The sequence below is a fragment of the Pseudomonas sp. Pseusp15 genome, assembly GCF_059492165.1.
The window spans coordinates 247,443-263,307 of the sequence record NZ_CP168523.1 but is presented as its reverse complement, the minus strand read 5'-3'; the positions used below and the strand labels follow the sequence as shown (position 1 = coordinate 263,307).

The window sequence follows — 15,865 nt, the reverse complement described above, 5'->3', positions numbered from 1 at the left end:
TTGTCATTATCTTGGGTCAGACGCTTAGAACGTCTGGCCGAGGGAGAATTGGAACACTTGAGTCTCGGCATTGCTGTCCGGTTTTTTGACTGGCATCGCCAAGGCGAAGCTCAACGGACCAAGGGCGGTAACCCATGTCACACCGACACCCACCGAACTGGCCATATTGCTCAGGCTGACGTCGTTACACTGAGTGTTGGACTTGGAACCATCGGCGTTGGTGCTCTGCTTGCAAGTCGAATCGAACACATTACCCACGTCCCAGAATACCGAAGTGCGCAAGGAACGCTGATCTTTCACGAACGGCATAGGGAATAGAACTTCTACACCACCCTGAATCAGGACGTTACCACCAAACGGCAGTGGATCCTGGTCCGGGTCGGTTGCGGTGCCCGGGTTCACGCCCCGGCTCGGCGTACTACGAGGCCCCAGGGTGCTGTCCTTGAAGCCACGAACCGAGTTGAAACCACCGGCGTAATAGTTTTCATAGAACGGCAAGCCGTCGGTCGAACCATAACCATCGCCATAGCCCAGCTCGGTGTGGAGGCGCATGGTGTAGTTTTCAGACAACGGCTGGAACAATTGACCGCGATAATCGAGCTTGAAGAACGACAAGTCGCTGCCCGGTGTCGTGGCTTCCGCAGTCAAGCTCTGGGAGTGACCACGGGTCGCCAGTACCCCTTTGTTCAAGGTGGATTCAGACCAACCGGCCGATGCCTTGAAGTTGAGGTACTGATCACCTTCCTTGTTAACGAAGTCGAAGATTTCGTCGACGGTGTAAAGACCCGTCTTGATCTTGTCTTGTTGTGCAGACAAACCAAACGTCAGACGCGAAGTCTCGCTGATCGGATAACCAACGTTGACACCTGCGCCCAGGCTGTCTACGGCGTAGCTGGCTACGTTGACATCGAGGTCTTTGTAGTCGGTCGTACGATAGAAAGCGTTGTAACCCAGGCTCACACCGTCAGCTGTCCAGTAGGGGTCGACATAACCGAAGTTATAACGGCTTTGATACTGACTGCGAGTCAAGCCGATGCTGACCTTGTTACCGGTACCCAGGAAGTTGTTCTGAGTGATCGAACCACCAAGGATCAGACCGGCGCTCTGGGCGAAACCAACGCTGGCGGTAATCGAACCGGAAGCCTGCTCTTCAACGCTGTAGTTCACGTCAACCTGATCATCGACACCCGGCACGGCCGGCGTCTCGACGTTGACTTCCTTGAAGAAGCCCAGACGTTCCAGGCGGGTCTTGGATTGGTCGATCAGGTAGGTCGAAGCCCAGCCGCCTTCCATCTGACGCATTTCACGGCGCAGCACTTCGTCTTCGGACTTGGTGTTGCCACGGAAGTTGATGCGGTTCACGTAAGCACGCTTGCCCGGATCGACAGCGAATGTGATATCGACCGTGTGGTCTTCATCGTGAGGCTGAGGCACGCCGTTGACGTTAGCGAAGGTGTAACCCTCGTTACCCAGGCGGCGGGTGATCAGTTCGGAGGTGGTGGTCATCAGCTTGCGCGAGAACACCTGGCCTTTCTGAACCAGCAGCAGGGACTTGACCTGGTCTTCAGGCACTTTCAGGTCGCCGCTGAGTTTCACGTCACGAACGGTGTACTTCTCGCCTTCGTTGACGTTGACGGTGATATAGACGTGTTTCTTGTCCGGGGTGATGGACACCTGGGTCGAAGCGATATCCATATTGATATAGCCACGGTCCAGGTAATAGGAACGCAGACGCTCCAGGTCACCGGAGAGCTTTTCACGAGCGTACTTGTCATCGTTCTTGAAGAACGACAGCCAGTTGCTGGTCTTGAGTTCGAACAGGTCGATCAGGTCTTCATCAGGAAAGACAGTGTTGCCCACCACGTTGATGTGCTGGATCGCCGCTACGGTACCTTCGTTGATGTTGACCTTCAGGGCAACGCGGTTACGCGGCTGCGGCACCACTTCGGTGTCGACGGTAGCCGAGTAGCGGCCCTGAGCGACGTATTGACGCTGCAGCTCGTTACGCACACCTTCGAGGGTCGCGCGCTGGAAGATCTCGCCTTCGGCCAGACCGGACTGTTTGAGGCCCTTCATCAGGTCTTCAGTGGAGATCGCCTTGTTGCCTTCGATCTCGATACTGGCGACCGACGGACGCTCGACTACAGTAATGACCAGGACGTTGCCTTCACGGCCCAGCTGGATATCTTGAAAGAACCCGGTTTTGAACAGCGCACGAGTGGATTCCACCAGGCGACGATCATCCGCCTGCTCGCCGACGTTCAACGGCAAGGCACCAAAGACACTACCCGCGGAGACCCGCTGGAGGCCATTGACGCGAATATCAGAGATAGTGAAGGACTCGGCGTGAACTTCGGCGATCATCAATACGGTGAGAACCGCAGTTAGCAGCAGACGTTTCATGAAGTCCTTTCTTATTCCAACTGGCAATAAAAACTGCCGCAAAATGCGGCAGATTCGCAATTCAGCGAAGCGTTACAGTCGACCCAGATCATTGACCAGAGCAAGCAACATCACCCCGACCACCAAACTGATACCGATCTGTATCCCCCAACCTTGCACCCGATCCGACAAGGGACGACCACGCGCCCACTCGATCAGATAAAACAACAAATGCCCCCCATCCAGTACAGGAATGGGCAGCAAATTCAGAACACCCAGGCTAATACTCAGATAAGCAAGGAAATTCAGGAAATCAGCGATGCCCGACTGGGCAGAAGCGCCCGCCACTTTAGCAATGGTTATCGGTCCACTCAAGTTTTTTACCGAGAGCTCGCCGAACAACATTTTCTTGAGCGAGTCGAGGGTCAGTACGCTCATGGTCCAGGTGCGTCGGGCACCCTCCCCAATCGCGGCCACCGGACCGTAACTGACTTCGCGAATCATCTCTGGTGGCCAATCGACCGCTTTCACCCCTGCGCCCAGATAGCCAGTGGGTGCCTTGCTCTCGCCGCGCGCGGCCAGCGTCACAGGGACGTCGATTTGAGCACCGTCGCGCTCAACGCGCAGCATGATTTTGGTATCCGGATGCAAACGGACGATGTCGACTACTTGCTGCCAGTCATCCAGTGCCTTGCCATCAAAGGTCAACAGGCGGTCTCCAGCCTTCAAACCCGCAGCCTTCGCCGGCCCTTTCGGATCAATTTCGGCCAGCACCGGCGGCAATGCCGGACGCCAGGGGCGAATACCCAGCGAGTGAATAGGATCCGGCTCGTTAGCCCCCTTGAGCCACTTGTCCAGCACCAGCTCACGAGGCGAATCCACGGTGGAGCCCTGGTCGCGGACCAGCACTTGCAGGGAACCGCTCTCGCCCAGGCGGCGGACCAGTTGCAGGTTCACCGCAGCCCAGCCGGAAGTGGGCTCGCCATCGATGGCAATAATTTCCTGCCCCGGACTCAAACCTGCCCTGGAGGCGATACTGCCGGATTCGACCGCGCCGATAACCGGGCGCACCTGCTCGCTGCCCAGCATTGCCAATGCCCAGAAAAACACCATCGCCAATAGAAAGTTGGCAATCGGACCGGCTGCCACGATAGCAACGCGCTGACGGACGGACTTGCGATTGAAGGCGTGATCGAGCTGATCGGCCGGCACCTCACCTTCGCGCTCGTCGAGCATTTTCACGTAGCCACCCAGCGGGATGGCGGCAACCACGAATTCAGTGCCTTTGCTGTCGTGCCAGCGCAGCAGCGGCATGCCGAAGCCCACGGAGAAACGCAGCACTTTGACCCCACAGCGACGTGCGACCCAGAAATGGCCGAATTCGTGGAAGGTGACCAGCACGCCCAGCGCTACCAGGGTGCCGACAATCATATAGAGCGCGCTCATCTACTTTCTCCGCAATCCTATCGGTGCTGCATGGGCCAACGTATTGCAGCACTTATCGGCCGTGACGACTCAACCATTGCCCGGCCAGTACCCGTGCTTTCGCATCGGCCGTAAACACTGCCTCGAGATCATCAACCGCAACCACAGGCTCGAGGTTCAATACTTCCTCGATAATACTCGCGATTTCCAGATAGCGAACCCGTCCGTCGAGAAAGGCCGCCACAGCCACTTCATTCGCGGCATTGAGCATGGCCGGCGCGCTGTTACCAGCCTCGGCGGCTTGACGCGCAAGGCGCAGGCAAGGGAAACGCTCTTCATCGGGTGCCTGGAAATCCAGGCGAGCGATGGCGAACAGATCCAACGGCGCAACGCCCGAGTCGATCCGCTCCGGCCACGCCAGGGCATTGGCAATTGGTGTGCGCATATCCGGATTACCCAGCTGCGCCAGCACCGAACCATCGACATAGTCGACCAGCGAATGAATCACGCTTTGCGGGTGAATCACCACTTCGACCTGAGAGGGCGTAGCGTCGAACAGCCAGCAGGCCTCGATCAGCTCGAGCCCTTTGTTCATCATGCTGGCCGAATCCACCGAAATCTTGCGCCCCATGGACCAATTCGGGTGAGCACACGCTTGCTCGGGGGTAACATGCGCCAGTTCGGCCAGGGGCGTCTGCCGGAACGGGCCACCAGAGGCTGTCAGTAGAATCCGGCGTACACCGACCGCGCCCAAACCACGAGAGAAGTCCTGCGGCATGCACTGGAAAATCGCGTTGTGTTCGCTGTCGATAGGCAGCAGTACCGAACCGCTTTTACGCACGGCCTGCATGAACAGCGCACCGGACATCACCAGCGCTTCTTTATTGGCCAAAAGAATCTTTTTGCCGGCCTCGACCGCCGCTAGGGTCGGACGCAAACCCGCCGCCCCGACGATCGCCGCCATTACCGCATCGACTTCCGGATCCGAGGCGATCTGACACAAGCCCTCCTCTCCCACCAGAACACGGGTCGACAGGCCAGCCGCATGCAATTCGTCCTGCAAGCCTCGGGCAGCGCCAGATTCCGGCACGACCGCGAAACGCGGCGTATGACGCACGCACAGCGCCAGCAGCTCACTCAAACGAGTGAAACCGCTCAAGGCGAATACCTGATAGCGTTCGGGGTGACGGGCGATGACGTCCAGAGTGCTCAGACCAATCGAGCCGGTCGCCCCCAACACGGTAATCTGTTGTGGGCGACTCACGATGCCGCCATCCACAGCAGCACGGCGAACACCGGAATCGCCGCTGTCAGACTGTCGATGCGGTCCAGCACGCCGCCGTGCCCCGGCAGCAGATTACTGCTGTCCTTGATCCCCGACTGGCGCTTGAACATACTTTCGGTGAGGTCGCCCACCACCGAAATGAACACGATGATCGCGGCACCGAACAGGCCCATCAGCATCTGAGCGAAACTCCAGTCCCGCGCAAAACCGACGATTGCCGTGATCACCAGGCTCAGCAGCAAGCCGCCGTACACGCCTTCCCAGCTCTTGCCAGGGCTGACTTGTGGTGCAAGCTTGCGCTTGCCGAAGGCTCGGCCGGAAAAGTACGCACCGATATCGGCGCCCCAGACCAGCACCATCACGGCCATGATCAGCCAGTTGCCCAAGGGTTCCTGCTTGATCAGGATCAGACCTTGCCAGGCCGGCAACAGAATCAACAAACCGATCGCCAGCTTGCAGGCAGCGCTGGCCCAGTGTTCGCTGGACCGCGGATAAGTCAGCACCAGATAGGTGGCCACGCCCCACCAGAGCACCGAGGCACCCAGCACCCAAGGCGCGAGCCCCGGCAGGATGTGCATGACAAACAGCATCAGCGCGACCACAGCTGCAAAAGCAACACGGATCGCCTGGCCAGCGAAACCCGCCAGGCGCGCCCATTCCCATGCCCCCAGCGTCACCACCAGCCCGATAAACAGTGCAAAACCGGACCCTTCAAGCAGGAAAAACCCGCACAGGGCAATCGGCAGCAGAATCAGTGCCGTGATGATTCGTTGTTTAAGCATTAAACCCGGGCTCCAGACTCGACCTGCTCGCTCGTTTTACCGAAGCGACGCTGGCGAGAAGCGAAATCAGCCAGCGCATTGCGCATGGCGTCGTGTTTGAAGTCCGGCCAGAACAGGTCGGAGAAGTACAACTCGGCGTAAGCCAGTTGCCACAGCAGGAAGTTACTGATGCGATGCTCGCCACCGGTACGGATGCACAAGTCCGGCAACGGCAGATCGCCGGTCGCCAGACAGGTTTGCAACAGCTCGGGAGTGATGTCTTCAGGGCGCAGATGCCCGGCCTGAACTTCGCGCGCCAGACGTTGCGCAGCTTGCGCGATGTCCCACTGACCACCGTAGTTGGCGGCGATCTGCAGGATAAAACGATTGACGCCGGCAGTCATAGCCTCGGCTTCACGCATGGCAGCTTGAAGCTCTGGATGAAAACGCGAACGGTCGCCGATGATGCGCAAACTGATGTTGTTGTCGTTCAGGCGCTTGGCCTCGCGACGCAGCGCCCTGAAGAACAGATCCATCAAGGCACTGACCTCATCGGCCGGGCGTTGCCAGTTCTCACTGGAGAACGCAAACAGGGTCAATACCTCAACCCCGGACTCCGCACACACCTCGATGACCGCACGAACAGCATCCACACCCGCTTTATGCCCGGCGACACCCGGCATAAAGCGTTTTTTCGCCCAACGATTATTACCATCCATGATGATCGCGACATGGCGCGGCACCGCGGACGGCGCAGTCTGCTTGGTCTTGTCCATTTGAAACTCGACCCTTATACGGCCATCAGGTCTTTTTCTTTCTCCGCCAACTTAGCGTCGATTTCAGCCACGAATTTCTTGGTCAGATCGTCGATCTCGCCAGTGGCACGACGCTCTTCGTCTTCGCTGATTTCCTTTTCCTTGACCAGGTCCTTCAGCGAGCTGTTTGCATCGCGACGGATGTTACGCACGGCAACACGGGCATCCTCAGCGACATCACGAGCCTGCTTGGTGAAGCCCCGGCGGGTTTCTTCAGTCAGGGCCGGCATGGAGATCAGCAGCAACTCACCCAGGTTGGTCGGGTTGAGATTCAGGCCAGCGCTACCGATAGCCTTGTCGACCGCGCCCAGCATGTTGCGCTCAAAGGCAACGACTTGCAGGGTACGGGCGTCTTTAACGGTAATGTTCGCCACTTGCTTGATCGGAGTGTCGGCGCCGTAGTACGGAACCATCACACCTTCCAGAATGCTTGGGTGCGCCTGGCCGGTACGGATACGCCCGAAGTTGTGCGCCAGCGATTCTACGGATTTCTGCATGCGCTCTTTAGCGTCTTTCTTGATTTCGTTGATCATTGTTGAACTTCCTCGATCAGGGTTCCTTCAGCGCCGCCATGTACGATATTCAACAGGGCACCGGGTTTGTTCATATTAAACACGCGCAGCGGCATCTTGTGGTCGCGGCACAGGCAAATGGCCGTCAGATCCATCACACCCAGCTTGCGATCCAGCACTTCATCGTAGGTCAGATGATCGAACTTCTCGGCATGCGGGTCTTTGAACGGGTCAGCGGTGTAGACGCCATCAACCTTCGTTGCCTTGAGCACCACATCGGCATCGATTTCGATTGCGCGCAGGCAGGCAGCCGAGTCCGTTGTAAAGAACGGATTGCCAGTACCGGCCGCGAAAATCACGACTTCCTTGGAGTTCAGGTGGCGCATGGCTTTGCGGCGATCATAGTGATCGGTCACGCCAACCATGGAAATGGCCGACATCACGATGGCCGAGATATTGGCACGTTCCAGCGCATCGCGCATCGCCAGGGCGTTCATCACAGTGGCCAGCATGCCCATGTGGTCGCCAGTGACCCGATCCATGCCGGCGGCGCTGAGCGCTGCGCCACGGAACAGGTTACCCCCGCCGATCACCAGACCGACCTGAACACCGATGCCAACCAGTTGGCCAACTTCCAGTGCCATGCGATCCAGAACTTTCGGATCGATCCCGAACTCTTCCGAGCCCATCAGGGCCTCGCCGCTAAGCTTGAGTAGAATGCGTTTATAGCGAGCCTGATAACCACTGCCCTGCTGAGCCATTGCGAATCTCTCCTGCGGCGTATTTTAAAAATTCTTTGCGAGCTGTTTACAGCTGGCGTTCACTCTAGCTTGGCGCTGCTTCAGCGCCATCGGAACATGGCTTTGTAAGCCAGTTCCAAAAGGAAACCAAATAAAATTGGCAACCCCATCTGAAAAGAGGCTGCGCGCGTAAGCGGGCAGCCTCTTCAGGGCGACAGTTAAAAAACCGTCTTATTGCTTGCTGGCAGCCAGCTGGGCAGCAACTTCTTCTGCGAAGTTGTCTACTGGCTTCTCGATGCCTTCGCCTACTTTGAAGTAGGTGAAAGAAACGATTTCAGCACCGGCTTTCTTGGCCAGGTCGCCGACCTTGATTTCAGGGTTCTTGACGAACGCCTGCTCAACCAGGCTCGCTTCAGCCAGGAACTTGCTGATACGGCCTTTGACCATGTTTTCAACGATGTTTTCTGGCTTGCCGGCAATCTTGTCAGCGTTGAGGGTCAGGAACACGCCTTTCTCGCGCTCGATCGCTTCAGCGGAAACTTCCGACGGCAGCAGGAATTCAGGGTTGGTAGCCGCTACGTGCATAGCGATGTCTTTGGCCAGCTCAACGTCGCCGCCCTTGAGAACAACCGCAACACCAATCTTGTTGCCGTGCAGGTAGCCACCAACAACATCGCCTTCAACGCGAGCCAGGCGACGAATGTTGACGTTTTCGCCAACCTTGCCAACCAGAACCAGACGATCAGCTTCACGCGCTTCGATCAGCGGAGCAGCATCGGTCAGTTTGTCAGCGAACGCTTTTTCAATGCTGGCAGCAACAAATGCCTTGAAGTCGTCCTGCAGAGCCAGGAAGTCGGTCTGCGAGTTCACTTCCAGCAGAACGGCGGATTTACCGTCTTCCTTGAGAGCGATTGCGCCTTCAGCGGCAACGTTGCCGGCTTTCTTGGCAGCCTTGATGGCGCCCGAAGCGCGCATGTCATCAATGGCTTTTTCGATGTCGCCGCCAGCCTTGGTCAAGGCCTTTTTGCAGTCCATCATGCCTTCGCCGGTACGCTCGCGCAGTTCTTTGACCAACGCTGCAGTAATCTCTGCCATTTTCAAATTCCTCTTGGATAGGTTTTCAACCATTCCACCCGATCGAACGGGCGATCAATTCTTCCCGAACCACCCTTGTTAGCTGCCGCACGTTACAGATAAAGCAGTGGGCGCCGACAAATGGTTTTCGAGGTGGCAAAAAGGGGGCCAAGCCCCCTTTTTGCTTACTGAGTCAACGCCAGGGCGTCAATTACTCAGCTGCAGCCTGAGTTTCTTCAGCTACGAATTCTACAGTGCCGCCAGCAACATTGTTGCGACCACGGATAACAGCGTCAGCCATCGAACCCATGTACAGCTGGATAGCGCGGATTGCGTCATCGTTGCCTGGGATGATGTAGTCAACGCCTTCCGGGCTGCTGTTGGTATCGACTACGCCGATAACCGGGATGCCCAGCTTGTTGGCTTCGGTGATCGCGATGCGCTCGTGATCAACGTCGATAACGAACAGAGCGTCTGGCAGACCGCCCATGTCCTTGATACCACCCAGGGAACGATCCAGCTTCTCAAGATCGCGAGTGCGCATCAGCGCTTCTTTCTTGGTCAGCTTGGCGAAAGTACCGTCTTCAGCTTGCACTTCAAGGTCACGCAGACGCTTGATGGAAGCACGGATGGTTTTGAAGTTGGTCAGCATGCCGCCCAACCAGCGGTGATCGACGTACGGCGAACCGCAACGTGCTGCTTCTTCAGCAACGATCTTGCCAGCGGAACGCTTGGTGCCGACGAACAGAATCTTGTTTTTGCCCTGGGCCAGACGCTCTACGAAAGTCAGAGCTTCGTTGAACATTGGCAGGGTTTTTTCAAGGTTGATGATGTGAATCTTGTTACGCGCGCCGAAAATGTACTTACCCATTTTCGGATTCCAGTAACGGGTTTGGTGACCGAAGTGCACACCGGCCTTCAGCATATCGCGCATGTTGACTTGGGACATGATAGTTCCTTAATAAGTCGGGTTTGGCCTCCACGTATCCCAATGACCAACCAGCAGCATCAGCTGAAGGCACCCAGGTCATCGTGTCGACACGTGTGTGGATTTAAGCTTTTCAGGGTACCCCGGAAAGCGGCGCATTTTATATCACAAGGCCGGAAAAAACGGAACCCGCATTCTGAAAACCTGGCGAATGCTTTTGATCCCGCCCTTGGAATCCCCCAAGAATGCGCCATCCTATAGAGAGAAGCGATGCACAGAAGCTCAGATTTGCCCTGATCGTCTGGTAGAATTGCGTTTTTCAGGGCCGCGACGATCGTTCGCGCAATGCCCATTTCGTTTTAGAAGGCGCCATTGAGCGCAGAGAGAGCCTGTATGACCGTCACCCTCAAAACCCCAGAGGACATCGCAAAAATGCGGATCGCCGGCAAATTGGCCGCCGATGTGCTGGAAATGATTGCCGATTATGTCAAGCCGGGCGTTACCACCGAAGAGCTGGACCGCATCTGCCACGACTACATCGTCAACGAGCAGAAAGCCATTCCTGCCCCGCTCAACTACAAGGGCTTTCCGAAGTCGATCTGCACCTCGATCAACCACGTGGTCTGCCATGGCATCCCGAACGAGAAGCCGTTGAAGGATGGCGACACGCTGAACATCGACGTCACAGTGATCAAGGACGGCTACCACGGCGATACCAGCCGCATGTTCCACGTCGGCACCGTGCCAGTCTGGGCCGAGCGTCTGTCCCAGGTGACACAGGAATGCATGTACAAGGCCATCGAACTGGTGAAACCCGGCTGCCGCCTGGGCGATATCGGTGAAGTGATCCAGAAGCACGCGGAAAAGAACGGTTTCTCGGTGGTTCGCGAGTTCTGCGGCCACGGCATTGGCAAGGTGTTCCACGAAGAACCGCAGATCCTGCACTACGGCCGCGCCGGCACCGGCATGGAACTGAAAGCCGGCATGACCTTCACCATCGAGCCGATGATCAACCAGGGCAAGGCCGACACCAAGGTGCTGGGCGATGGCTGGACCGCGATCACCAAGGACCGCAAGTTGTCGGCGCAATGGGAACACACTCTGCTGGTGACCGATACCGGCTACGAGATCTTCACCCTGCGCAGCGACGATACCATCCCGCGCGTTTCGGCCTGATCCCGCCCGCGCCGTTCCCAGCCTTATAGAAAGGAAAGCCAATCGATGCCGCAGGTGGATCCCGAACTCTTCGACCGCGGCCAGTTCCAGGCTGAACTGGCCCTGAAGGCAAGCCCTATCGCTGCTTTCAAGAAGGCGATCCGTCAGGCCCGCGAAGTGCTCGACGAGCGGTTTCGCAGCGGCCGGGAGATTCGCCGGCTGATCGAGGATCGTGCCTGGTTCGTCGATAACATCCTGCAAAAGGCCTGGGAGCAATTCAACTGGAACTTCGAAGCCGACATCGCGCTGGTCGCGGTCGGCGGCTACGGTCGTGGCGAGTTGCACCCCTACTCTGACATCGACCTGCTGATCCTGCTGGGCGGCGCCGACCACGAAATTTTCCGTGATTCAATCGAGCGTTTTCTGACGTTGCTGTGGGACATCGGCCTGGAAGTCGGCCAGAGCGTTCGCTCGGTTGACGAATGCGCCGAGGAAGCCCGCGCCGACCTGACGGTGATCACCAACCTGATGGAAAGCCGCACCATTGCCGGTCCCGAGCGCCTGCGCCAGCGCATGCTGGACGTGACCAGCACAGAACACATGTGGCCCAGCAAGGAGTTCTTCCTGGCCAAGCGCGCCGAACAGAAAGCCCGTCACCACAAGTACAACGACACCGAGTACAACCTGGAACCCAACGTCAAGGGCTCGCCCGGTGGCCTGCGGGATATCCAGACGATTCTGTGGGTTGCCCGTCGTGAGTACGGCACCCTCAATCTGCGGGCCCTGGCCGGCGAAGGTTTCCTGGTGGAGAGCGAGAACGCCCTGCTGGCTTCGTCCCAGGAATTCCTGTGGAAAGTGCGTTATGCGCTGCACATGCTCGCCGGCCGCGCCGAAGACCGCCTGCTGTTCGATCACCAGCGCACAATTGCCGGGCTGCTGGGTTTCGTCGGCAATGACGCCAAGCACGCCATCGAAAACTTCATGCAGCAGTACTACCGGGTGGTCATGAGCATTGCCCAGCTCAGCGACTTGATCATCCAGCACTTCGAAGAAGTGATCCTGGCCCCCGAAGACGAAGCACCGCCCCAGCCGATCAACTCGCGATTCCAGCTGCACGACGGCTACATCGAGGCGCGCAACAACAATGTGTTCCGCCGCACGCCGTTCGCCATGCTCGAAATCTTCGTGCTGATGGCCCAGCAGCCGGAGATCAAAGGCGTACGCGCCGACACCATCCGCCTGCTGCGCGAGAACCGTCATTTGATCGACGACGACTTCCGCAACGATATTCGCAATACCAGCCTGTTCATCGAATTGTTCAAGTGCAAGATCGGTATCCACCGCAACCTACGGCGGATGAACCGTTACGGGATCCTTGGGCGTTATCTGCCAGAGTTCGGCTTTATTGTCGGGCAGATGCAGCACGACCTGTTCCACATCTATACGGTCGACGCGCACACCCTGAACCTGATCAAGCACCTGCGTAAGTTGCAGTACACCCAGGTGTCGGAAAAATTCCCGCTGGCCAGCAAGCTCATGGCCAAACTGCCCAAGCCGGAGTTGATTTACCTGGCCGGCCTGTACCACGACATCGGCAAGGGCCGGCATGGCGACCACTCGGAAATCGGCGCAGTGGACGCCGAAGCCTTTTGTCAGCGCCATCAGTTGCCGATCTGGGACAGCCGCCTGATCGTCTGGCTGGTGCAAAACCATCTCGTAATGTCGACCACTGCCCAGCGCAAGGACTTGTCCGACCCGCATGTGATCCACGATTTCGCGCAGATTGTCGGCGATGAAACCCGCCTCGATTATCTGTATGTGCTGACCGTGGCCGACATCAACGCGACCAACCCGACGCTATGGAACTCCTGGCGCGCGAGCCTGTTGCGCCAGCTCTACACCGAGACCAAGCGCGCCTTGCGTCGCGGCCTGGAAAACCCGGTGGATCGCGAAGAACAGATCCGCCAGACCCAAAGCGCAGCGCTGGACATTCTGGTACGCGGCGGCACCGACCCGGACGACGTCGAGCAGTTGTGGGCACAACTGGGCGATGACTACTTCCTGCGTCACACCGCCGGCGACGTAGCCTGGCACACTGATGCAATCTTGCAGCAGCCGGCCGACGGCGGCCCGCTGGTGCTGATCAAGGAAACCACCCAGCGCGAGTTCGAGGGCGGTACGCAGATCTTCATTTATGCGCCGGACCAGCACGACTTCTTCGCCGTGACCGTGGCGGCGATGGACCAGCTCAACCTGAACATTCACGACGCCCGGGTCATCACCTCCAGCAGCCAGTTCACCCTCGACACCTATATCGTGCTCGACACCGATGGCGACTCGATCGGCGACAACCCGGCGCGGGTCAAGCAGATCCGCGAAGGCCTGACCGAAGCCCTGCGCAATCCGGACAACTACCCAACGATTATCCAGCGTCGGGTGCCGCGTCAGCTCAAACATTTTACCTTTGCGCCACAGGTGACAATCCACAATGATGCCCAGCGTCCGGTGACCGTGCTGGAACTCAGCGCACCCGACCGTCCTGGGTTACTGGCGCGGATCGGCACGATCTTCCTCGAGTTCGACCTGTCGCTGCAGAACGCCAAGATCGCCACCTTGGGCGAGCGCGTGGAAGACGTGTTCTTTATCACCGACGCCAACAATCAGCCGCTGTCCGACCCCTTGCTGTGCAGCCGCTTGCAGGACGCAATCGTCAAACAGCTGAGCGTCAACCAGGAACCCGATATCAAACATTCGCGCATCAGCATCTGAATCAACCCAATCCCCCTGTGGGAGCGGGCTTGTGTGGCGAGGGAGCTTGCTCCCGCTGGGTCGCGAAGCGACCCCAAAAGCTTGCGACTGCTGCGCAGTCCAACGGGAGCAAGCTCCCTCGCCACACAGGCCCGCTCCCATATTGAACGAGGCCCCCATGAACAACGCTCTGAACCAGTTGCAGCCCTACCCGTTCGAAAAGCTCCGCGCCCTGCTCGGCAGCGTCACGCCAAACCCGGACAAACGCGCCATCGCGTTGTCCATCGGCGAACCGAAGCATCGCTCGCCAAGCTTTGTCGCCGAAGCCTTGGCAAGCAATCTGGATCAGATGGCCGTATACCCGACCACCCTCGGCATCCCGGCCCTGCGTGAAGCGATCGCCGCATGGTGCGAACGCCGTTTCAGCGTTCCAAATGGCTGGCTCGACCCCGCGCGCAACGTGCTGCCGGTCAACGGCACCCGCGAAGCGTTGTTCGCATTCACCCAGACCGTGGTCAACCGTGGTGAAGACGCGCTGGTGGTCAGCCCGAACCCGTTCTATCAGATCTACGAAGGCGCGGCGTTCCTGGCCGGAGCCAAGCCGCATTACCTGCCATGCCTTGACGAAAACGGCTTCAACCCGGATTTCGACGCTGTTTCGCCAGACATCTGGAAGCGTTGCCAGATCCTGTTCCTGTGCTCGCCGGGCAACCCGACCGGCGCGTTGATCCCGGTTGAAACCCTGAAAAAACTGATCGCCCTGGCCGACGAATACGATTTCGTGATCGCCGCTGACGAGTGCTACAGCGAACTGTACTTCGATGAACAGACCCCACCACCCGGCCTGCTCAGCGCCTGCGTTGAACTAGGCCGCAAAGATTTCAAGCGTTGCGTGGTGTTTCATAGCCTGTCCAAGCGTTCCAACCTGCCAGGCCTGCGTTCGGGCTTTGTGGCCGGCGATGCAGACATCCTCAAGGGGTTCCTGCTGTATCGCACTTACCACGGCTGTGCGATGCCGGTTCAAACGCAACTGGCCAGCGTTGCCGCGTGGAACGACGAAGTGCATGTGCGGGCCAACCGTGCGCTGTACCGTGAGAAATACGATGCGGTATTGGAAATCCTCAGCCCGGTGATGGATGTGCAGCGCCCGGATGGCGGTTTCTATCTGTGGCCAAACGTAAATGGCGACGACGCGGCGTTCTGCCGGGATCTGTTTGCCGAGGAACACGTGACCGTAGTACCAGGCTCCTACCTGTCCCGTGAAGTAGATGGCGTCAACCCGGGAGCCGGGCGTGTGCGGATGGCGCTGGTCGCGCCACTGGCGGAGTGCATTGAGGCGGCTGAACGGATTCGCGCCTTCATTACCCGCCACAAGTAACCCCTGAATGCCCGTGCCAGGCAATCTGGCGCGGGCACTTCGCATATCAAGTTGCCTGCAATCTTTTCAGCCCCCCCCTCACCAAAAAACATCGCCAAAAACCATCACCGAGCAGATGCCAACTCAGGCTGTAGAGCTCCAACAACCCCATCCGAAACGCCACCGCCTGCGCTTCTCGCCGAATCGTTGAACACTTCAAACAGACAAACCCGACCACAGCCGACGCGAAACCGTCCGGTCATGGCATAATCCGTCACCTTTTATTTTCAGCACCTGCAAAGGGGGCAATTCCTTGACCGTTTCAAGCAAAACGTTGCACCTTTTCGGCATCAAAGCCTGCGACACCATGAAAAAGGCGCGCACCTGGCTCGATGAACACGCTGTCGGCTATGACTTCCATGATTACAAAGCGGTCGGAATCGACCGTGAACACCTGACCCAATGGTGCGAGGAGCACGGCTGGCAAGTGGTGTTGAACCGTGCAGGCACGACCTTTCGCAAGCTCGACGACGAACGCAAAGCCGATCTCGACCAGCCGAAAGCCATCGAACTGATGCTCGCACAACCCTCGATGATCAAGCGCCCGGTGCTCGATCTCGGTGACAGAACCCTGATTGGCTTCAAGCCAGATATCTACGCGGCCGCACTCAAGTAAGGCAGCC

General features: G+C 58.1%; 13 protein-coding genes. 4 read left to right on the top strand and 9 right to left on the bottom strand.

Annotated elements, in window-relative coordinates:
• Nucleotides 1-24: 24 nt before the first annotated feature.
• From bamA to rpsB, 9 genes are all read right to left on the bottom strand, one after another.
• Nucleotides 25-2,403 carry an outer membrane protein assembly factor BamA gene (gene bamA, locus ACEN8R_RS01220; protein WP_018927013.1) on the bottom strand — a complete coding sequence of 793 codons (2,379 nt, stop codon included), beginning with the start codon at nt 2,401-2,403 and terminating at the stop codon, nt 25-27.
• Nucleotides 2,404-2,475: 72 nt separating this feature from the next.
• Nucleotides 2,476-3,828 (bottom strand): sigma E protease regulator RseP, encoded by a 1,353-nt coding sequence (gene rseP, locus ACEN8R_RS01215; protein WP_018927014.1) that lies wholly within the window; start codon nt 3,826-3,828, stop codon nt 2,476-2,478.
• A 52-nt stretch (nt 3,829-3,880) separates the two neighbouring features.
• A complete protein-coding gene (gene ispC, locus ACEN8R_RS01210) occupies nt 3,881-5,071 on the bottom strand; it encodes a 1-deoxy-D-xylulose-5-phosphate reductoisomerase (RefSeq protein WP_018927015.1) in 1,191 nt (396 codons plus the stop codon).
• Nucleotides 5,068-5,874: a phosphatidate cytidylyltransferase gene (locus ACEN8R_RS01205; protein WP_018927016.1), complete on the bottom strand. Its 807-nt coding sequence runs from the start codon at nt 5,872-5,874 to the stop codon at nt 5,068-5,070. Before ACEN8R_RS01205 ends, ispC begins: the two co-directional genes overlap by 4 nt.
• Nucleotides 5,874-6,629 (bottom strand): polyprenyl diphosphate synthase, encoded by a 756-nt coding sequence (gene uppS / locus ACEN8R_RS01200; protein ID WP_018927017.1) that lies wholly within the window; start codon nt 6,627-6,629, stop codon nt 5,874-5,876. The genes ACEN8R_RS01205 and uppS overlap by 1 nt, the downstream gene beginning before the upstream one ends.
• Nucleotides 6,630-6,643: 14 nt before the next feature.
• Entirely contained in the window at nt 6,644-7,201 is a 558-nt protein-coding gene (gene frr, locus ACEN8R_RS01195) for a ribosome recycling factor (protein WP_007940501.1), read from the bottom strand.
• The gene (gene pyrH / locus ACEN8R_RS01190) at nt 7,198-7,941 is read right to left on the bottom strand and encodes a UMP kinase (protein WP_003198235.1); all 744 of its coding nucleotides are present in this window, start codon (nt 7,939-7,941) and stop codon (nt 7,198-7,200) included. Before pyrH ends, frr begins: the two co-directional genes overlap by 4 nt.
• A gap of 210 nt (nt 7,942-8,151) precedes the next feature.
• Nucleotides 8,152-9,015: a translation elongation factor Ts gene (gene tsf / locus ACEN8R_RS01185; protein ID WP_018927018.1), complete on the bottom strand. Its 864-nt coding sequence runs from the start codon at nt 9,013-9,015 to the stop codon at nt 8,152-8,154.
• Nucleotides 9,016-9,205: 190 nt separating this feature from the next.
• A complete protein-coding gene (rpsB, locus tag ACEN8R_RS01180) occupies nt 9,206-9,943 on the bottom strand; it encodes a 30S ribosomal protein S2 (RefSeq protein WP_018927019.1) in 738 nt (245 codons plus the stop codon).
• Nucleotides 9,944-10,315: 372 nt separating this feature from the next.
• Here rpsB and map point away from each other — a divergent pair, with 372 nt between their 5' ends.
• The 4 genes from map to ACEN8R_RS01160 all read left to right on the top strand — a co-directional run bounded on the left by map (nt 10,316) and on the right by ACEN8R_RS01160 (nt 15,858).
• Nucleotides 10,316-11,098 carry a type I methionyl aminopeptidase gene (gene map / locus ACEN8R_RS01175; protein ID WP_018927020.1) on the top strand — a complete coding sequence of 261 codons (783 nt, stop codon included), beginning with the start codon at nt 10,316-10,318 and terminating at the stop codon, nt 11,096-11,098.
• Between the two features lie 45 nt (nt 11,099-11,143).
• Nucleotides 11,144-13,846, top strand: a complete 2,703-nt coding sequence (locus tag ACEN8R_RS01170) for a [protein-PII] uridylyltransferase (protein ID WP_018927021.1) — start codon at nt 11,144-11,146, stop codon at nt 13,844-13,846.
• A 157-nt stretch (nt 13,847-14,003) separates the two neighbouring features.
• Entirely contained in the window at nt 14,004-15,203 is a 1,200-nt protein-coding gene (dapC, locus tag ACEN8R_RS01165; RefSeq protein ID WP_495624534.1) for a succinyldiaminopimelate transaminase, read from the top strand.
• 292 nt (nt 15,204-15,495) lie between these two features.
• On the top strand, nt 15,496-15,858 hold the full coding sequence (locus tag ACEN8R_RS01160) for an ArsC family reductase (protein ID WP_064620065.1): 363 nt from the start codon (nt 15,496-15,498) through the stop codon (nt 15,856-15,858).
• Nucleotides 15,859-15,865: the final 7 nt, after the last annotated feature.